The following is an 18,943-nucleotide window of genomic DNA, read 5'->3' on the forward strand; positions in this document are numbered from 1 at the left end:
CAAGAGGAGCGGTCTGCGAGTCGTTGGCAATTTTTTGATCGCGTTACATACGCGCGATGTTATCTCAGGCTTCACATTGGATCCTGCGCCATCCTCTACCTATATATGGACCTTCGTAATTCCGACATATGATGATTTGCCCTACCTGCACATGTCTCTAGGTCAGAGGATTGCAAGCGCGGAAGTGGATAAAGTTTTTTTCCGTGGAATGCATGAGGCGCATGTCAAAAAGCTTGAGGCAGTGAGAACGGCGGCAGACTTGTTGCTCTATGTCGACAGTCTTGACTTCACAAGCGACTATTCAGAATGGGTAAAATACATATCCGCCATCCGGCTTGGCGATTTCGTGGCAGCGGATGCGACGCTGAAGACGCTTTTGAAGTTGCCAATGTCCAATGCTATTAAAAGTAGATTGGATGCGATTCTCTCTGTACTGAAGAGTGGTGGTGAATCGGGCGCGCAGCATCTTTTGGAGGCGTGGTCTGTTCAGACGGATCGATTAGTCGGCGGCAGCTCCTGGGGCAGCGGACGGTAGCGAATCGTCGCGCTGCACGCAGCCCTAATGCAGCAGGGAATACCACGCTCTGGCAGCAGATCGTTTACCTGCAGCGATACCAACCGCATGAACGCGGTGAAGCAGGGCAATTCCGTACTGGAAAGCTACGCATGCAATCATCGCGGTGAGCGCGTGCTGCGTACCCCGGCCGGTGGCGCAGCGCAGATCACCCTGTATGACGAGGTAGGGCTTGGCTGGGCAACTACTCGGCCACGGGCCAGGCGCAACAGCAGGCCATCTGGCTGGACAACTACCCGGTGGCGTTGATCAATGTGCCGGCTACCGGCGTGCCGGAGCTGGCCTACGTGCAGCCGGATCATCTGGGCACGCCGCGTGTCGTGATCGATCCAGTGCGTGATGTCGCGATCTGGGAGTGGAGCAACAAGAGCGAGGTGTTCGGCAGCCAGATTCCGAGTGCCGATCCGGATGGCGATGGTGTGGCGTTCGAACTGGCGTTGCGCTTCCCGGGCCAGCAGCCACGGATGCGAGCGGGTTGTTTTACAACTATAGTGGTTCGATCAAAACATCAAGGGCGACTCCACCGCTGACTCCGCTGCGGATCAGCTGGCAAACCGCCTCGGACGATCATCTGGGCAAATGAGCCGTACGGGGAGTTGCTCGCAGATGTGCGGGAGCTATCGACCCGGTGGAAACTCCCCTTACTGATGACTCGGATGCCTCAGATGTACGCTCCCAAGCTGCTCCCAATCGTGACGCTGTCAATCGCACTTTCTGGTTGCATGGAAGTTGCCAGCACAGAGTATGCAGACCGCAATCAAGCCGTCTCAAGGCAAGCAATCGGTGAATCGAAATGGTTGCCTTCATGGTTGCCAGAGGATGCAGTCAACATACGCGAGTCGCACGACATGGACACAAATGAATCGTGGCTGGTTTTCCGCCTGACCAGCGGGGTTCTTGCTTTGCCCGAAGAATGTAGGCTGGTGAGCAGGCCGGAGATGTCCGACGCGCGAGTCATGCGGAGATTTCCTCAGTTTGCCCGCAACGCGTGGTCGCGAGCGTCAAGCCATGGCGGCAAGTTCTATCTGTGTCCGGAGGGAAATGTTGGCCGCTGGGTCATGCGCGATGAAGAGCTGGGCCTTGTTTACAGCGGAATAGCGCTATAAGTGGCTGGGCGGTCTCGCCTGGGAAGCGAAATGCGTGGCTGGCACTTTGCGATGTCCTTTCCCGGTGCCTGATTCGCTACTTTCCGGCCGAGCGTCGAGGTCGGGCATGGGTCACATCGACCTCGCCACTGGCCATGTTCGCGAATGGGAAGGCGCTGTCAGAGCATCGCAGGTTCCGGCAGGTCCTGGGGCGCGTGGCCGTGTTGACGACTGTATGGGAGGGGTTCTGGGATGTCGGCTCCATGCTCTATTGTGGCTGCAGCGCAGGCGGTGGATGGAGGCGAATGGAAATGAAAGAAAAAATGAGAGAAAGAGAGGCGCTGTCGCCAACTGGCTTCTATGACCAATACTATGCGGACAGTGGCCTGGATCAGGAAACCGTAGTGGAGCTGCTGGAGCATGTTGCAGACGAGCTTCGTTTGCCCTCCGGGAAGCTCCGTCCTGGAGATCGATTTTCGAAGGAACTGTCGCCTGGTGAAGCTGATGGCTGGGACTCGGGGTATGGAGTTTTAATATTCGAGCTTCAATCGCTCGCGAAAGAACGGGGTATTGCAGTCAATCGGCGGGTGGATTCGCTCGACGACTACATTCGTATCATGGCGGGTATCTATTGATGAGGTTGATGCATACCTGAATGGTTGTATGCGTGATACGTCGCAGTGCGTAGTGAGGACCCGAGGATGCCAAAGGTGAGGTGTGCCGCAGCTGTCATTGCCAGTCTGGTTCTGGCCGGCTGTGCAACATTGGGTGGCGATATGATCGTGCGCCTCTCGGGTAGCGTGCCGCCAGGTCAGGGTGACGTTCGCGCTCTCGATTGTGAGCTGAGCATGCTCGGGGAGGGCGAAGGTGTAGTTTCGCCGAAACCGGTTGGAAGCACATTCTCGGTCCCCATGATGGTCGTTGCAGGGCCGGAACCCCAGAGCTACCAATTCGCCGTTGAATGCAGGGACGGCCGGAGGTTCGCATCCAAGCCGGTGCTGATCAGTAGTCGGCGCTCCTATGCCCGGGATCTCGATCTTGGGGAGCTCCAGGAGCGGTGAGAGAGAGGAAGGGGCGACCGGGGTCGCACCTCCGTCGTATGCATCTGACGGATTCCAGTGGATGAATGAAGATTTCAACTTGCTCGAATGGTGTGACGCCACGTTGCTGGCCATCAACATTGACAGGAGCAAACCTGGCGTATGCGACGAGGTAAAGGTCCACGTGCGCTGGCCGGACGGCCGGCAGGCAACCGTCTGCTTCTCGGAAGCCTACGGGTGCTCGGCGCTCATGAACTTCGGCGTACTGGGGGAGGAGGGAATAGAGTTCGCCAGGGTCGAGGACGACGAGCCGGGGCTTGCTCATCTTCTTGATCGTTGGAAGGCGGTCGGCTATCCGTTGTCCGGCCTGAAGTGTTTCCGTATCGAGACCACCTCGACCGGAAGCGTAATTCTCATCTACGCCAGGACATGGCGGATCGAGCATCTGCCGATGGCGGGTGCAGTGCCCTGAAGGACATTCCGTGCCCAGATTCCTCACCCCCGACAAGGTCTCCCTCATCCAAGGGAAGCGGCCTGAGAAGACCGAGCGGAGATGTGCTTGGGGTCATGATTTTTGGCCCTGCGGCGACGTTGTCCGCCACACTCTGCAAACTGGGGCCTTGATGATGGTGAGGATCCTGACAGCACTCCTTCTGATTGGAGTCGGACTTGGATTCTCTGGCGGCGCATGGGCTGTAGGAAAGCGGCCCTTCAAGATGATCCAGTTCTGCGTGCATGACCAAGAGGGCGTGAATCGGTTCAAGCAGACCCTCAGCTCTATCGCCAAGGACGAAGGAATGCAGTACTTCGATGGCAGCGCTGAATTGGATCGCCAGCTTGCCAGAGCAAAGGTGGACGTGAAGCGCCCTGTCGTCTACGTCGGAGTGAAGCGGGAAGATGGCTCTGGACTGGAGGCGGGGAACTTCGGATTGGATCGCTTCGAGATAGCCATCGGCTTCTCTGAAGGGAAGATGCCCGCCGATGCACGGTCATTTTCTTTCCGCGTCGAACGCACCTTGGCCGAGCGCTGGAATGTACTCGCGATTCCCTCGGCGAAGGGCGCTACGCCGCTGGCATGTCGGGTGGAAGGCGGTTCTCGCTGAAGGGCGTTGCACATGACATTCACCCTTCGGGCTGCAAGCGCCCCACCGCCTGCGCGCACAACGACTGACAGGCCATGACCAACCCCTCCATCACCCGGTCGCCCACGTACTGCCCGGGGTCGCCGTTCTGACGGGTGCGTTCGGCCGCCAGCAGCATTTCCAGCACCACCCGCAGCCCGGTCAACGCGCAATCGGCGTCGGCCAGGGCGAGGCAGCGTCCGGGCAGCTGGTGACGCTCCGGCCAGGGTTGCCCGTCGGCCGCCGCACCGGAGCCGATGCGGTGGAGGTTGGCAATGAAGGTGTTCCTGTCCACTGGCGGCGCGGCTTGTGGCGAACCGTCGTCGCCGGCGGTGCTGCAGTAGGCGTGCAGATGCGGGAAGTCCGACTCGTTCATGGCAAGGCTCCGTGCAGGGCGATCGGTAGCCGCCACCCGAAAGGTGGCGGGCGGTACGTGGTTCGAATCCGGGTTGGTCCCAAGCCGGTGGGCGCGAACGCCCCCACGCACCGCCCGCCATAGCCGGCAGACGGATTGCCAGCCGGCGCCACGGAATGTGGACGCCGACTGGCAAGCGCAATCACTCAGGACCAACTCGGGATTCGAAACCCGGCCACCCTTTTCCGGTGGCACGCCATCTGAGCCCCTGGCGCTGTGCAATGCCAATCAGAAGAGTTGCAAACATCACTCGATTGGAGACGCTTTCGGCATTCTCCCATGCTGTTAAGCACTGCCAGCGCTGGCTGGCGCGGCGGTCCGCCCGCACCGTGCAATCTGCGACAGATGTCGAGGTTGGGGGGCGTTAGGGAACAAGGGGGGGAGGGGCGATGACGACAGGCTCTGCGGGGAGCGACCTGTGTCGAGCACGGCCCGCGTCTACAGGCGCCAAAGCGTGACGTGCGACTCGGGTTGACGTTCCCAGCCACCAAGCGCAGGCTTGCTCAGCACGTTTCCTAAACAGAAGGAGACTTATGACCGCCACCGCTTCGCTGCACCCCACCCCCGACACCCAAGGCCGTTCCCGCCTGTGGAGTGTGTTCTGGCTGCAGGGCGTCATTCCCAGCAACATTCTGTGGGCGGTGGCCCTCTGGGCGCTGGCCAACCAGCGCACCACGCTGCTGCTGGGCGTATTTGCCGTGCTGCTGCTCTATACCGGCTGGATCATCCCGGCGGTCTGGCGGGCGGCGCCCGCCGCGCACAACCCCAACCTGGGCGTGGCGGCGCGCGGGCTGACCGTGGCCTGGGGGCTGAACACCGTGCTGGTGATCTTCTTCCTGACCCTGCAGCTGGTGGCTCAATAGAACTGAACGGGCTCGCCGCCACGGTCGAAGGCGGCGAAGCGGCCGATCTGACCGTCATGGATGGCGTTGACCATCAGCCGCAACGGGCGCGCGGCTTCGTCGCTGTTCGGCGCGAAACCGCCACGGCCATCCAGCGCCGCTACGAACACCAGGTCCCAGTCGATGCCGGTGGTGGTCGATTCGGCCGCCAGCGCCTGGAAGCTGGGCACCTCGGCCGGCAGCTTGTCCACGCACAGCACCGGCGACAGGGTGCCGCCCTCGCGGCGGTCATGCCGGTCGCGCTGGTCGCTGGTGGGCGATTCGGGCAGCTCGGCGCGCACGAATACGAACAGCAGGCGTTGCGGTTCAGCCTGCTCGCCGGCGGCGTGCAGCAGTTGCTGGAAATCGTTCATCATCATGAGGGTTGTCACACGCCCGCTGCACGGAAAGCCGCATGCTGCCACAACGCCTGCCGCGCGGGGCCGAACGCGATTGATTTAAGTCATGCCGATGGAACTGAAGGCCGCGTACTCTGGCAATCGTTCCAGCAGGCGAGGGTATCCGGGCCGTTCCGGGCACAGGCAAGACGGTGGAGCAACAAGGTGGACCAGCCATGAGCCAACTCACCGACGGTTTCGGACGCAGCTTTCCGTACCTGCGCCTGTCGTTGACCGAAGCCTGCAACTTCCGTTGCAGCTACTGCCTGCCCGAGGGCTACCAGGCCGATGGCCGCCCGCGCTTCCTGCAGGTGGATGAAATCGCGCGCCTGGTGCGTGCGTTTGCCGCGCTGGGCATGAGCAAGATCCGCCTGACCGGTGGCGAGCCCAGCCTGCGCAAGGACCTGGACGAGATCATCGCCACCGTGGCGGCGGTGCCGGGCATCCGCAAGGTGGCCATCACCACCAATGGCACGCTGCTGCCGAGGCGCCTGCCGGGCTGGCACCGCGCCGGCCTGACCGCGCTGAACGTGAGCATGGACAGCCTGCAACGCGAACGCTTCAGGACCATCACCGGGCATGACCGGCTGCCGGAGATCCAGCAGGGCCTGGCCCTGGCGCAGGCGTTAGGCCTGCCGGCGATCAAGCTCAACGCGGTGCTGCTGCGCGGCCTGAACGACGACGAGCTGCCGCAGTGGATGGACTACCTGCGTGACCGCCCCTTCAGCGTGCGCTTCATCGAGCTGATGCGCACCGGCGACAATGAAGCCTATTTCCAGCGCCACCACCTGCGCGCCGATCGGGTGATCGAGCAGCTGCTGGCCGCGGGCTGGCACGAGCGCCCGCGCGCGGCCGATGCCGGCCCGGCGCGCGAGTTCGGCCACCCCGACCATCGCGGCAGCATCGGCATCATCGCGCCGTATTCGCGTGACTTCTGCAAGGGCTGCAACCGCCTGCGGGTGACCGCCAAGGGCGACCTGCGGCTGTGCCTGTTCGGCGAGTTCGGCGTGCCGCTGCGCCCGCTGCTGCAGCGCGACGATGACCACGACGCGCTGCTGGCACGCATCACCACCCAGCTTGGCCTGAAAGCGGCCGGGCATGGACTGCACCAGGGCCAGACCGGGCTGACCCCGCACCTGGCCTCCATCGGAGGATGAGCAACACGATGAGTGGGGAATTGAATGCGGCCTTCCATATGGCCGATGTCCGTGACAAGCGCATCAGCCGCCGCCGTGCGGTGGCGGTGGGCGAGTTGCATGCCGGTCCAGTGGCCTATCCGCTGATCGTCGAGCGCCGCCTGCCCAAGGGCGATGCGCTGGTGATGGCCGAGATTGCCGGCCTGCAGGGCGCCAAGATGGCCTCGATGCTGATGCCGCTGTGCCATCCGCTGCCGCTGGAACTGGTGCAGGTGTTCTGCGCGCCGGTGCCGGAGCGGCAGGCGATCCGCGTGTGGTGCGAGTGCGCCAGCGAGGCGCGCACCGGCGTGGAGATGGAGGCACTGGCCGGCGTCAACGCGGCGCTGCTGACCCTGTACGACCTGAGCAAGCCGGTGGAACCGGCGCTGCGCATCGAAGGTATCCGCCTGCTGTTCAAGGAAGGCGGCAAGCGCGGTGTCTGGCTGCACCCGGATGGCATGGACGAGGCCGAGCGCGAGCGGTTCAAGCCGCGTGCGCCGAAGGGGCTGCAGGGCGCGGCCTGCGCGGTGATCACGCTGAGCGATCGCGCCAGCGAAGGCACCTATGAGGATATCTCTGGCCCGACCCTGGTGACCGGGCTAAAGAAGCTGGGGGGCGAGGTGGTAGCCACCGAAGTGCTGCCCGATGGCATCGAGCCGTTGGCGGGCCGCCTGCAGGCCTTGGCCGCCGAGGGCGTGCGCCTGTGCCTGTGTACCGGTGGTACCGGGCTGGGCCCGCGTGACCTGACCCCGGAGGCGCTGCGTTCGTTGAATGCGCGGCCGGTGCATGGCCTGGCGCAGATGGTGCGGGCACTCAGCGCACAGCACACGCCGATGGCCTGGCTGAGCCGCGCCGAGGTGGTGCAGCTGGGCAACATGCTGGTGTTTGCATTGCCGGGCAGCCCGAAGGCGGCGGCGCAGTGCCTGGACATCCTGGCGCCGGTACTGGGCCACGCCTTGGCCATGGCCGATGGCGGTGGCCACTGATGATTGCCTACAGCGAGGCCTTGCAGCACCTGCTGGAGGCGGCCACGCCGCTGCCGGCCGAACGCCTGCCGCTGCACGAGGCCGCGGGCCGCACGCTGGCCCGTGACATCCACAGCGCACAGTCGCTGCCGCCGTTCGACAATTCGGCGATGGACGGCTTCGCGCTGCGCGCCGACGGCGCGACGTTCGAGGCCGGTACCGAATTCGGGGTGCAGGGCTGGCAGGCGGCCGGCGATGCCGGTGCCGAAGGCGGCGAGGGTGCCTGGGAAATCATGACCGGCGCGCGCATGCCGGTTGGGCTGGACACGGTGGTGCCGGTCGAGAATGTGGAGATCCTCGCCAGCGAGGACGGCCGCCCGACCCGCATTGCCCTGAAGGGCACCGTGAAGCCGGGCCAGAACGTGCGCCTGCGTGGCCAGGACGTGAGCGACGGCGAGCGCGTGCTGCAGGCCGGGCAGGTGCTGGATATCAATGCGCGCACCCTGCTGCATGCGATCGGCGTGGGCGAGGTGGCGGTGGTGGCGCGGCCGAAGGCGGCAGTGATCGCTACCGGCAAGGAGTTGGTGACTGAGGCGGCGCAGACGCTGGCATCCGGCCAGATCCGTGACAGCAACCGGCCGTATCTGGTCGGCCGCCTGCAGGCCGCCGGTGCCGAGGTGGTGTGGCAGGGCACGGTGGGCGACGACGTGGCCGCGTTCAATGCGGTGCTGGATGAAGCGCTGGCTGCGGGTGCGCAGCTGTTGATCAGCACCGGCGCGGTGTCGGCCGGTCGCTACGATTTCGTTCCCGATGCGTTGCGTGGCCGGGGTGCGCGCATCGTCTTCCACAAGGTGGCGATCCGCCCGGGCAAGCCGTTGCTGTTTGCGGTGCTGCCCAATGGCGCGCTGTATTTCGGTCTGCCGGGCAACCCGGTCTCGGCGGCCGTGGGCCAGCGTTTCTTCGTCGAGCCGGTGCTGCGCCGCCTGCTGGGGCTGGCGCCGGAGCCGGTGCTGACGCTGCCGCTGCAGGCCGACGTGCGCACGCCGCCGGGCCTGCGTTTCCATGCGCGGGCGCGGGTGGAAGTGGACGCGCAGGGGCGCCTGAGTGCGCGCGTGCTGTCCGGGCAGGAATCATTCCGTTTGATGTCCATGCTGCAGGCCAACGCCTGGGTGGTGTTGGAGTCCGAGGGAGACCTGGCCAGCGCGGGCACCTACGTGCGGGTGCAGGGCTGGGGTCACCACGAACCGGTGCAGCTGGTGAGCCAGGAGTCATGATGAAACAGGTGAATCTGCAGTTGTTCGGTGCGTTTTCCGATCTGGATGCCAGCCGTGAAATCGCGGTGGAGGTGGCCGGTGGCACCGTGGCCGATCTGCGCCAGGCGCTGCGCGAGCTGCTGCCACTGCGTTGGCCGGGTTTCCGTGCCGGCCTGCTGGATTACTCGGCATTCGCCGATCAGCAACGCGTGCTGCGCGACCACGAGGCGCTGCCCGACGATGGCCGGGTGGCGATCCTGCCGCCGGTGAGCGGGGGCTGAGCGATGAGCGAGACGATCATTGCCAAGGTGGTGGACCGCGCGCAGGCGGCGATCGATCCGGCCGAGGGCATCGCGGCGGTCTCCGATCCGGGCTTCGGTGGCATCGATGTGTTCATCGGCAAGGTGCGCGACGTCAACATCGGCCGGCCGGTGACCGGGATCACCTACGACCTGTTCGAGCCGCTGGTGTTGAACGAGTTCAAGCGGTTGGCCGCCGAGGTCGAGGCGACGTTTGGCCCGAAGCTGAAACTGTATGTGGCCCATGCCAAGGGCCGACTCGGCATCGGCGATGTGGCGGTGGTGGTGGCCGCCGGCAGCCCGCACCGTGACGAGGCATTCCGGGCCTGCCGGCAATTGATCGAGGTGGTCAAGCACCAGTGCCCGATCTGGAAGCAGGAACATTACGAAGACGGCGACAGCGCGTGGAGCGAGGGCTGCAGCCTCTGCCACGCGGACAGTGAACCCGCCGATGCCCATGACCATGCGCACGATCATCAACATTGATGCCGGCGCAGCCACGCATGGCGTGGCTCTACTGCGATGAGCATCACCGGCATCGTGCTGGCCGGTGGCCTGTCCACCCGGATGGGCCGCGACAAGGCGCTGCTGCCGTGGCAGGGGCGCACGCTGCTGGAACACATGCGGGGCCTGTTGATGCAGGCTGGCGCACGCGAGGTCTGGGTCAGCGGAAATTACCCGGCGTTCGGCGGCATACCGGACCGCGTGGCACGTTGCGGGCCGCTGGGCGGGCTCTACAGCGTGGCGATGCGCATGCCCGATGGCCCGGCCTGGGTGGTGCCGGTGGATACACCGCTGCTGCCGCCGCGATTGCTACAGCAATTGCGTGACGGCCATCGCGGTCCATGCACGATCTTTGCGGGCCACCCCCTGCCCATGCTGGTGGATATAGACGATGCTTGCCGCAACGTACTTGGATCGATGCTGGATGACCCGGACGGCCCGCGCTCGCTGCAGGCCCTGCAGCGCCGTCTTGGCGTGAATTCCGTGGCCCTGGCGCCGATTGACGAGGCCGGGCTGGTCAACTGCAATACCCCCGAACAATGGGAGGATGTTGCGTCATGAAAGTGCAGTTGCAGGACCAATCGGTACGGCTTCGCCTGGACGAGGCCGAACTGGCGCGCCTGCTGGCCGGTGAATCGGTCGAGAACATGACCCGCTTCGGCGGTATCGAGGGTTGGGGCATGGCGGTGTCGCTGCATGGCGGCGAGCGGCCGGTGCTGCTCGATGGTGGCACCTTCTGCCGCCTGGTGCTGCCGCGCCCGGCGGTTGAGGCCTTGGCGGCGCGGCTGCCGTGCCGGGATGGCCTGCCATTCGACATTGCCCTGGAAGATGGCAGCCGGCTTCAGCTGCAGTTCGATGTGGACGTGCGCGACAGCGTGCGCCAGCGCGGAGTCACGCGCCGCAATACCGCTTCATCGGTTTGACATTTGTCAGGGGCAGGGTGAAAACCGGCCCCTGATTGATCCAGATCAACCCCGTCGTAGTTGCCGCACGGCCTAATGGCTGCACGACGACGGGTCACAACTTGAAAGCAATACCCACGTCATTCCACAGCCTTGGAGCCATGTATGACCGTCGGTAGCGATCCTGTTGTCCGCAGCACTGCCCGTCCGGGTCGCGTCATCAGCGACTGGACGCCGGAGGACCCCGGCTATTGGGAGCGCACCGGCAAGCGGGTTGCCACCCGCAACCTGGTCATCTCGATCCCCTCGCTGCTGCTGGCCTTCTCGGTCTGGGTGCTGTTCTCGGCGGTGTCGATCAGCCTGCCGAAGATCGGCTTCAACTTCAGCACCGACCAGCTGTTCTGGCTGGTGGCGCTGCCCAGCCTGTCCGGCGCGACCCTGCGCATCTTCTATTCGTTCGTGATCCCGATCTTCGGCGGCCGCCGCTGGACCGCGCTGTCGACCGCCTCGCTGCTGGCGCCGACGCTCTGGCTCGGCTTTGCGGTGCAGGACCCGGCCACGCCGTACTGGGTGTTCGTGGCCATCGCGATCCTGTGCGGCTTCGGTGGCGCGAACTTCTCATCGTCGATGTCCAACATCTCCTTCTTCTATCCCAAGCAGAAGCAGGGCCTGGCGCTGGGCCTGAACGCTGGCCTGGGCAATGTGGGCGTGTCGGTGGCGCAGGCGGTGATCCCGCTGGTCATCACTGTAGGCGTGTTCGGTGCGCTGGGTGGTGCACCGCAGCCCACGGTGGAGGGTGGGGCACCGCTGTTCCTGCAGAACGCCGGCTTCATCTGGGTGCCGGCCATCGCGCTGTGCGCCATCGCGGCCTGGTTCGGCATGAACGACCTGACCAGCGCCCGCTCGTCGTTCTCCGAGCAGGCGGTGATCTTCCGCCGCAAGCACAACTGGCTGATGTGCTGGTTGTACATCGGTACCTTCGGTTCCTACATCGGTTTCTCGGCCGGCTTCCCGATGCTGGTGAAGAGCCAGTTCCCGGACGTGAACCCGCTGGCCTACGCCTTCATCGGCCCGCTGCTGGGCGCACTGATGCGCTCGGTGGGTGGCAGCATGGCCGACCGCTGGGGTGGCGCACGCCTGACCTTCTGGGTGTTCGCGCTGATGATCGCCGCGGTGTTCGGTGTGTTGCACTTCCTGCCCAGCGATGGCCAGGGCGGCAACTTCCATGGCTTCCTGCTCAGCTTCATGGCGCTGTTCGTGCTCAGTGGCATCGGCAACGGCACGACCTTCCGCATGATCCCGGTGATCTTCCGCACGCTGCATGAGCGCTGGTCGGCCAACGACAACGCCGAGGGCAAGGCTACCGCCGCGCACCAGGCCAGCATCGAGTCGGCTGCGGTGGTCGGCTTTTCCGGTGCGATTGGCGCCTACGGCGGTTTCTTCATTCCCAAGAGCTACGGCTCGTCCATTACGTTGACCGGCAGCCCCGACATGGCGCTGTACGGATTCGTTGTTTTCTATGTCACCTGCCTGGCCGTGACCTGGTGGTGGTACTACCGGCGCGGTGCCGAGACACCCTGCTGACGACATGAAAACGCACCGCAGCCAGATGACACACACAGCCACGATGCCGATGTCCGCAAAGGGAGATCCCCGATGAGTTATTTCCTCGATCGCTTGCAGTTCTTCAAGCGTGACCCCCAGACCTTTGCCGATGGCCATGGATTTGCCAAGAGCGAGGGCCGCGACTGGGAAAACAGTTACCGCGCCCGCTGGCAGTACGACAAGATCGTGCGGTCCACCCATGGGGTGAACTGCACCGGCTCCTGCAGCTGGAAGATCTACGTCAAGAACGGCCTGGTCACCTGGGAAACCCAGCAGACCGATTACCCGCGCACGCGTCCGGACCTGCCCAACCATGAACCGCGTGGCTGCCCGCGTGGCGCCAGCTACTCCTGGTACCTGTACAGCGCCAACCGGCTGAAGTACCCGCTGATCCGCGGCACGCTGCTGCGCCTGTGGCGCGAAGCGCGCAGGAGCAAGGCCCCGGTCGATGCCTGGGCCAGCATTGTTGAAGACAAGGAGAAGGCGCGTTCGTACAAGACCCGCCGCGGCATGGGCGGCTTCGTGCGCCTGCAGTGGGAAGAGGCCAACGAGATCATCGCCGCTTCCAATCTGTACACGGTGAAGCAGTACGGCCCGGACCGCGTGGTCGGCTTCTCGCCGATTCCGGCGATGTCGATGGTGTCCTACGCCGCCGGCGCGCGTTACCTGTCGCTGCTGGGCGGCGCCTGCCTGTCGTTCTACGACTGGTACTGCGATCTGCCGCCGGCCTCGCCGCAGATCTGGGGCGAGCAGACCGACGTGCCCGAATCGGCCGACTGGTACAACAGCCGCTACATCATCGCCTGGGGCTCGAACGTGCCGCAGACGCGTACGCCCGATGCGCACTTCTTCACCGAGGCGCGCTACAACGGCACCAAGACGGTGGCGATCTGCCCGGACTATTCCGAGCTGGCCAAGCTGACCGACCACTGGCTGCACCCCAAGCAGGGCACCGACGCGGCGCTGGCGTTTGCGTTCGGCCATGTGATCCTGCGTGAGTTCCATGTCGATTCGCCCTCGCAGTATTTCCAGGACTACTGCCGCCAGTACTCGGACATGCCGATGCTGGTGCGCCTGGAGCGCCGCGACGATGGCCGCCTGGTGGCGGGCCGCTTCCTGCGCGCCAGTGAGCTGGGCGGGCTGGGTGAAGCCAACAACCCGGACTGGAAGACCCTGGCCTACGACGAGAACAGCGGCCAGATCGTGGTGCCCAATGGCTCGATCGGTTTCCGCTGGGGTGAAAAGGGCCGCTGGAACATCGAAGAGAAGGCCAGCAATGGCGCCGACACGCGCCTGCGCCTGAGCTTGTCCGACGCCAACGACGGCATCGAGGCGGTGAGCTTCCCGTACTTCGGTGGCATTGAAAGCGACGGCTGGACCGCCGCACCGGCCGAAGACGTACTGGACCGCAACATTCCGGTGCGCCGCCTGGCCACGGTCGACGGCGGCGAGACGCTGGTGGCCACGGTCTACGATCTGCTGCTGGCCCAGTACGGCGTGGACCGTGGCTTTGGCGGCGGCAACGTGGCATCGAGCTTCGATGACAGGGTGCCGGGCACGCCGGCGTGGCAGGAGCGCATCACCGGCGTGTCGCGCGCCGAGGTGATCGAGATCGCCCGCGAGTTCGCGCGTACCGCCGACAAGACCCACGGCCGCTCGATGATCATCGTCGGCGCGGGCATGAACCACTGGTTCCACAACGACATGAACTACCGCGGCCTGATCAACATGCTGATCATGTGTGGTTGCGTGGGCCAGACCGGCGGCGGCTGGGCGCATTACGTGGGCCAGGAGAAGCTGCGCCCGCAGACCGGCTGGCAGCCGCTCGCGTTCGGCCTGGACTGGAGCAAGCCGCCGCGCCACATGAACGGCACCTCGTTCTTCTATTTCAACACCGGGCAGTGGCGTTACGAGAAGCTGCAGGTGGACGAGCTGCTGTCGCCGCTGGCCGATGCCCGCAAGTACAGCGGCAGCCTGGCCGACCTGAACCTGCGCGCGGTGCGCATGGGCTGGCTGCCGAGCACCCCGCAGCTGGACCGCAACCCGCTGCAGTTGGTACGCGAGGCCGAAGCGGCCGGCGTGGCCCCGGCGGACTACGCGCTGGGCAAGTTCAAGGATGGCTCGCTGGACTTCGCCTTCGCCGACCCGGACGCCAGCCAGAACCACCCGCGCATGATGTTCATCTGGCGCTCGAACCTGCTCGGTTCCTCGGGCAAGGGCCACGAGTACATGCTGCGGCACCTGCTGGGTACGCGCCACGGGCTGCAGGGCAAGGACCTGGGCGAAATGGGCGCAGTGAAGCCGCAGGAGGTGAAGTGGCGCGACGACGCGCCGGAAGGCAAGCTGGACCTGCTGGTCACGCTCGACTTCCGCATGTGCACCACCGCGCTGTACTCGGACATCGTGCTGCCGACGGCAACCTGGTACGAGAAGGACGACCTCAACACCTCGGACATGCACCCGTTCATCCACCCGCTGTCCAAGGCGGTGGACCCTGCGTGGGAATCGCGCAGCGACTGGGACATCTTCAAGGAGGTGGCCCGCACCGTGAGCGAGATGGCGCCGGGCGTGCTGGGCGTGGAGAAGGACCTGGTGCTGGTGCCGACCCTGCACGACACCCCCAACGAGCTGGGCATGCCGTTCGGCGTGGCCGACTGGAAGAAGGGCGAGTGCGAGGCCATTCCGGGCCAGACCATGCCGTCGATGACGGTGGTGGAGCGTGACTACCCGAACCTGTACCGCAAGTTCACCTCGCTCGGCCCACTGCTGGACACGCAGGGCAACGGCGGCAAGGGCATGAGCTGGGACACGAAGCACGAGGTCGAGTTCCTCGGCAAGTTGAACCACACCGTGCACGAAGAAGGCATAAGCCGGGGGCGCCCGGCCATCTCGACCGCGATCGACGCGGCCGAAGTAATCCTGCACCTGGCGCCGGAAACCAACGGCCACGTGGCGGTGAAGGCTTGGGAATCGCTGGGCGCCTTCACCGGTCGCGAGCATACGCATCTGGCGGTGGGCAAGGAGCACGAGGCGATCCGCTTCCGTGACATCCAGGCGCAGCCGCGCAAGATCATCTCTTCGCCGATCTGGTCGGGACTGGAAGACGACAACGTCAGCTACAACGCCGGCTATACCAACGTGCACGAGCTGATTCCGTGGCGCACGGTGACCGGTCGCCAGCAGTTCTACCAGGACCACGAATGGATGATCGACTTCGGCGAGGCCTTCATGAGCTATCGCCCGCCCGTCAACACGCGCACGGTGGAGCCGCTGCTGAACCAGCGCCCGAACGGCAACAAGGAGATCGTGCTGAACTGGATCACCCCGCACCAGAAGTGGGGCATCCACAGCACCTACAGCGACAACCTGATCATGCAGACGCTGTCGCGCGGTGGTCCGATCGTGTGGATCAGCGAGGACGACGCGCGCAGTGCCGGCATCGTCGACAACGACTGGATCGAGCTGTTCAACGTCAACGGTGCGATCGCCGCGCGTGCGGTGGTCAGCCAGCGCGTGATGCCGGGCATGGCGATGATGTACCACGCGCAGGAACGCATCATCAACGTGCCGGGCTCGGAGATTTCCGGCACCCGCGGCGGCATCCACAACTCGGTGACCCGCATCGTGCTCAAGCCGACCCACATGATCGGCGGCTACGCGCAGCTGGCCTATGGCTTCAACTACTACGGCACCTGCGGAACCAACCGCGACGAGTTCGTGATCGTGCGAAAGATGGACAAGATCGATTGGCTGGACGATGAGGCAGTACCTGCAGCTGTAAAGGAGGTGGTGTGATGAAGGTCCGTGCACAGATCGCGATGGTGCTGAACCTGGACAAGTGCATCGGCTGCCATACCTGCTCGATCACCTGCAAGAACGTCTGGACCTCGCGCGAGGGCGTCGAGTACGCCTGGTTCAACAACGTGGAAACCAAGCCGGGCATCGGCTACCCGAAGGAATGGGAGAACCAGGACAAGTGGAACGGCGGCTGGGTGCGCACCCGCGCCGGCAAGCTGGTGCCACGCGCGGGTGGCCGCTGGCGCATGCTGGCCAAGATCTTCGCCAACCCGGACCTGCCGCAGATCGACGACTACTACGAGCCGTTCGATTTCGACTACCAGAACCTGCACACCGCCAAGGACAGCCAGCACCAGCCGACCGCACGCCCGCGTTCGCTGATCAGTGGCGAGCGCATGCAGAAGATCGAGTGGGGCCCGAACTGGGAGGAGATCCTCGGTTCGGAGTTCAGCAAGCGCTCACGCGACTACAACTTCGACCAAGTGCAGAAGGAGATCTACGGCGCCTTCGAAAAGACCTTCATGATGTACCTGCCGCGCCTGTGCGAGCACTGCCTGAACCCGGCGTGCGTCTCGGCGTGCCCCTCGGGCGCGATCTACAAGCGCGAGGAAGACGGCATCGTGCTGATCGACCAGGACAAGTGCCGCGGCTGGCGCATGTGCGTGTCGGCGTGCCCGTACAAGAAGATCTACTACAACTGGAAGAGCGGCAAGTCGGAGAAGTGCATCTTCTGCTACCCGCGCATCGAGATGGGTGAGCCAACCGTGTGCTCGGAAACCTGCGTGGGCCGCATCCGCTACCTGGGCGTGATGCTGTACGACGCCGACCGCATCGCCGAGGCCGCTTCGGTAGCCGCCGAGAAGGACCTGTACCAGGCCCACCTGGACATCTTCCTGGACCCGAACGATCCGGCAGTGATCGCCGCCGCGCGCAAGGAAGGCATCCCGGACAGCTGGCTGGATGCGGCCAAGCAGTCGCCGGTGTACAAGCTGGCGATCGACTGGAAGCTGGCGCTGCCGCTGCACCCGGAATACCGCACGCTGCCGATGGTCTGGTATGTGCCGCCGCTGTCGCCGATCCAGTCCGCCGCCGAGCGTGGCCGCGTGGGCATGAGCGGCGAGCTGCCGGACGTGGCGTCGCTGCGCATCCCGATGCGCTATTTGGCCAACCTGCTGACGGCCGGTGACGAGGCGCCGGTGGTACGCGCGCTGGAGCGGCTGATGGCGATGCGTGCCTGGCGCCGGGCCAAGAACGTGGACGGCGTGGAAGACACCGCGGTGCTGGAACAGACCGGGCTGAGCATCGCCCAGGTGGAAGAGATGTACCGCTATCTGGCCATTGCCAACTACGAGGACCGTTTCGTGATTCCGACCGGCCACCGCGAGTACGCCAACGACGCCTTCGGTGAGCGCGGCGGCTGCGGCTTCACCTTCGGAAACGGTTGCAATGGTGACAGCCCGGCGGACCTGTTCGGGCAGCGCAAGACCACCACCTTCGTGGTGGACAAGGGCCCGAACCAGCGCCGCAAGGAGGTGGTGTGATGAGCGTGCTCAAGCTGGTCGGGGTGTTGCTGGACTACCCCCGCGAGGAACTGTGGGAGCACGGCGAGGAGCTGCTCGCCGCCTGTGACGACCCGGCGCTGAACCCCGCCCGCCGCCAGCAGCTGCGCAGCTTCGTGCAGCAGCTGCTGGCCACCGACGCGCTGGATGCACAGGCGGCGTGGCTGGCCAGTTTCGACCGCGGCCGTTGGATGAGCCTGTTGCTTTTCGAACACATCCATGGCGAGTCGCGCGACCGCGGCCAGGCCATGGTCGATCTGGTCGAAACCTACCGCCGCAACGGCTTCGAACTGGATGCCCGCGAGCTGCCGGATTACCTGCCGTTGCTGCTGGAGTTCCTGGCCCACCGCCCCGGTAGCGAGGCCCGCGAGTGGCTGCACCACATCGGCCATATCGCCGGGATGCTGGCCGCGCGTGCCGCCGAGCGTGAGCTGCCGCACCGGGTGCTGTTCGAGATCCTGGTCGAAGCCGGTGACGGCAAGGCCGATCTGCAGGCGCTGCGCCAGCGTGCCAGCGAGGAAGTCCGCGACGATACCGCCGAGGCCATGGACCGCTTGTGGGAGGAGGAGGCGGTGCGCTTCGGCGCCGAAGCCCCTGCCGAAGACTGCAAGCCGCCCGTGCGTTCGCCGGCCCGTCCTTCGCATCGTGAGGTCCAGCCATGAGTTACTCCCTGCATCAATTCGCCTTCCAGTACTACCCGTACATCGCCGTGGCAGTGCTGCTGATCGGCAGCTGGGCCCGCTATGACAAGGCCATGTACACCTGGCGCACCGGCTCCAGTCAGATGCTGTCGGACAAGGGCATGCGGCTCGGCAGCAACTGCTTCCACATCGGCATCCTGGCCATTCTCGGCGGCCACCTGGTCGGGCTGCTGACGCCGCACGCGGTGTACGAGCACTTCATCACCTCCTCGCAGAAGCAGATGCTGGCGATGGTGGTCGGTGGTGTGTTCGGCGCACTGTGCTTCATCGGTATCAGCATCCTGCTGGTACGCCGCCTGTTCAATGCGCGTGTTCGGGCTACCGGCAGCTTCGGTGACACCCTGGTGCTGGTGCTGCTGTTCGCGCAGCTGTGCCTGGGCCTTTACAGCATCCGCGTCTCGTCCGGTCACCTGGACGGCGGGGTGATGGTGCAGCTGGCCGAGTGGGCGCAGCACATCGTGACCTTCCGTGCCGGTGCCGCTGATTACATCGAGGGCGTCAGCTGGGTCTACAAGATGCATATCTTCCTGGGCCTGACCCTGTTCCTGATCGCGCCGTTCACCCGCCTGGTGCACGTATGGAGCATTCCGATCAGTTACCTGTGGCGGCCCTACCAGGTGGTGCGCCGCCGTCAGGCCACGCTGCGCTATGGGCCGCGGGAGTAATCC

At 64.9% G+C, this 18,943-nt stretch carries 20 protein-coding genes and 1 pseudogene; 19 read left to right on the top strand and 2 right to left on the bottom strand.

Going from position 1 to position 18,943, the window contains the following annotated elements; all coding sequences use genetic code 11:
- The 6 genes and pseudogenes from AC5P74_RS19365 to AC5P74_RS19390 all read left to right on the top strand — a co-directional run.
- Positions 1 to 535: hypothetical protein (locus tag AC5P74_RS19365; RefSeq protein WP_495222500.1), on the top strand; the 535-nt coding region annotated here is incomplete at its 5' end.
- Between the two features lie 14 nt (positions 536 to 549).
- A pseudogene (locus tag AC5P74_RS19370) lies at positions 550 to 1,064 on the top strand (RHS repeat-associated core domain-containing protein); the annotation flags it as partial.
- Between the two features lie 175 nt (positions 1,065 to 1,239).
- Positions 1,240 to 1,680, top strand: a complete 441-nt coding sequence (locus AC5P74_RS19375) for a YbbD-related protein (RefSeq protein WP_141239332.1) — start codon at positions 1,240 to 1,242, stop codon at positions 1,678 to 1,680.
- Positions 1,681 to 1,964: 284 nt separating this feature from the next.
- A complete protein-coding gene (locus AC5P74_RS19380) occupies positions 1,965 to 2,294 on the top strand; it encodes a hypothetical protein (RefSeq protein WP_005416874.1) in 330 nt (109 codons plus the stop codon).
- Positions 2,295 to 2,781: 487 nt separating this feature from the next.
- Positions 2,782 to 3,171, top strand: a complete 390-nt coding sequence (locus tag AC5P74_RS19385) for a hypothetical protein (protein ID WP_061479978.1) — start codon at positions 2,782 to 2,784, stop codon at positions 3,169 to 3,171.
- Between the two features lie 151 nt (positions 3,172 to 3,322).
- Positions 3,323 to 3,802: a hypothetical protein gene (locus AC5P74_RS19390; RefSeq protein ID WP_495222501.1), complete on the top strand. Its 480-nt coding sequence runs from the start codon at positions 3,323 to 3,325 to the stop codon at positions 3,800 to 3,802.
- Between the two features lie 19 nt (positions 3,803 to 3,821).
- Here AC5P74_RS19390 and AC5P74_RS19395 read toward each other — a convergent pair whose 3' ends face one another.
- Positions 3,822 to 4,196, bottom strand: coding sequence for a hypothetical protein (locus tag AC5P74_RS19395; protein ID WP_346607975.1), 375 nt, complete (start codon positions 4,194 to 4,196; stop codon positions 3,822 to 3,824).
- Between the two features lie 572 nt (positions 4,197 to 4,768).
- On the opposite strand from AC5P74_RS19395, the gene AC5P74_RS19400 reads away from it, so the two are divergent.
- Positions 4,769 to 5,098, top strand: a complete 330-nt coding sequence (locus tag AC5P74_RS19400; protein ID WP_346607974.1) for a hypothetical protein — start codon at positions 4,769 to 4,771, stop codon at positions 5,096 to 5,098.
- On the opposite strand, the gene AC5P74_RS19405 is transcribed toward AC5P74_RS19400, so the two are convergent.
- Positions 5,092 to 5,496 (bottom strand): hypothetical protein, encoded by a 405-nt coding sequence (locus AC5P74_RS19405; RefSeq protein WP_032954242.1) that lies wholly within the window; start codon positions 5,494 to 5,496, stop codon positions 5,092 to 5,094. The genes AC5P74_RS19400 and AC5P74_RS19405 overlap by 7 nt on opposite strands.
- 194 nt (positions 5,497 to 5,690) lie before the next feature.
- On the opposite strand from AC5P74_RS19405, the gene moaA reads away from it, so the two are divergent.
- From moaA to narI, 12 genes are all read left to right on the top strand, one after another.
- Positions 5,691 to 6,671 carry a GTP 3',8-cyclase MoaA gene (gene moaA / locus AC5P74_RS19410; protein ID WP_346607973.1) on the top strand — a complete coding sequence of 327 codons (981 nt, stop codon included), beginning with the start codon at positions 5,691 to 5,693 and terminating at the stop codon, positions 6,669 to 6,671.
- Positions 6,672 to 6,679: 8 nt separating this feature from the next.
- Positions 6,680 to 7,675 (top strand): bifunctional molybdenum cofactor biosynthesis protein MoaC/MoaB, encoded by a 996-nt coding sequence (gene moaCB / locus AC5P74_RS19415; RefSeq protein WP_346607972.1) that lies wholly within the window; start codon positions 6,680 to 6,682, stop codon positions 7,673 to 7,675.
- The gene (locus AC5P74_RS19420; RefSeq protein WP_346607971.1) at positions 7,675 to 8,928 is read left to right on the top strand and encodes a molybdopterin molybdotransferase MoeA; all 1,254 of its coding nucleotides are present in this window, start codon (positions 7,675 to 7,677) and stop codon (positions 8,926 to 8,928) included. The genes moaCB and AC5P74_RS19420 overlap by 1 nt, the downstream gene beginning before the upstream one ends.
- The gene (locus tag AC5P74_RS19425) at positions 8,928 to 9,188 is read left to right on the top strand and encodes a MoaD/ThiS family protein (RefSeq protein WP_005416856.1); all 261 of its coding nucleotides are present in this window, start codon (positions 8,928 to 8,930) and stop codon (positions 9,186 to 9,188) included. The genes AC5P74_RS19420 and AC5P74_RS19425 overlap by 1 nt, the downstream gene beginning before the upstream one ends.
- A gap of 3 nt (positions 9,189 to 9,191) precedes the next feature.
- On the top strand, positions 9,192 to 9,692 hold the full coding sequence (locus tag AC5P74_RS19430; protein WP_095377080.1) for a molybdenum cofactor biosynthesis protein MoaE: 501 nt from the start codon (positions 9,192 to 9,194) through the stop codon (positions 9,690 to 9,692).
- 36 nt (positions 9,693 to 9,728) lie between these two features.
- A complete protein-coding gene (gene mobA / locus AC5P74_RS19435) occupies positions 9,729 to 10,271 on the top strand; it encodes a molybdenum cofactor guanylyltransferase (protein ID WP_053499742.1) in 543 nt (180 codons plus the stop codon).
- Complete coding sequence (locus AC5P74_RS19440; RefSeq protein WP_053499740.1) at positions 10,268 to 10,633, top strand: hypothetical protein; 366 nt, start codon at positions 10,268 to 10,270, stop codon at positions 10,631 to 10,633. The genes mobA and AC5P74_RS19440 overlap by 4 nt, the downstream gene beginning before the upstream one ends.
- A gap of 144 nt (positions 10,634 to 10,777) precedes the next feature.
- On the top strand, positions 10,778 to 12,196 hold the full coding sequence (locus tag AC5P74_RS19445) for a NarK family nitrate/nitrite MFS transporter (protein WP_053499738.1): 1,419 nt from the start codon (positions 10,778 to 10,780) through the stop codon (positions 12,194 to 12,196).
- A 72-nt stretch (positions 12,197 to 12,268) separates the two neighbouring features.
- Positions 12,269 to 16,012 (top strand): nitrate reductase subunit alpha, encoded by a 3,744-nt coding sequence (locus tag AC5P74_RS19450; RefSeq protein WP_053499736.1) that lies wholly within the window; start codon positions 12,269 to 12,271, stop codon positions 16,010 to 16,012.
- The gene (gene narH / locus AC5P74_RS19455) at positions 16,012 to 17,556 is read left to right on the top strand and encodes a nitrate reductase subunit beta (RefSeq protein ID WP_053499734.1); all 1,545 of its coding nucleotides are present in this window, start codon (positions 16,012 to 16,014) and stop codon (positions 17,554 to 17,556) included. The genes AC5P74_RS19450 and narH overlap by 1 nt, the downstream gene beginning before the upstream one ends.
- A complete protein-coding gene (gene narJ / locus AC5P74_RS19460) occupies positions 17,556 to 18,236 on the top strand; it encodes a nitrate reductase molybdenum cofactor assembly chaperone (protein ID WP_346607970.1) in 681 nt (226 codons plus the stop codon). The genes narH and narJ overlap by 1 nt, the downstream gene beginning before the upstream one ends.
- Positions 18,233 to 18,940 (top strand): respiratory nitrate reductase subunit gamma, encoded by a 708-nt coding sequence (gene narI / locus AC5P74_RS19465; protein WP_005416840.1) that lies wholly within the window; start codon positions 18,233 to 18,235, stop codon positions 18,938 to 18,940. The genes narJ and narI overlap by 4 nt, the downstream gene beginning before the upstream one ends.
- The last annotated feature ends 3 nt before the right edge of the window (positions 18,941 to 18,943 follow it).

The organism is Stenotrophomonas sp. YJH_SMC_94-11 (assembly GCF_059370435.1).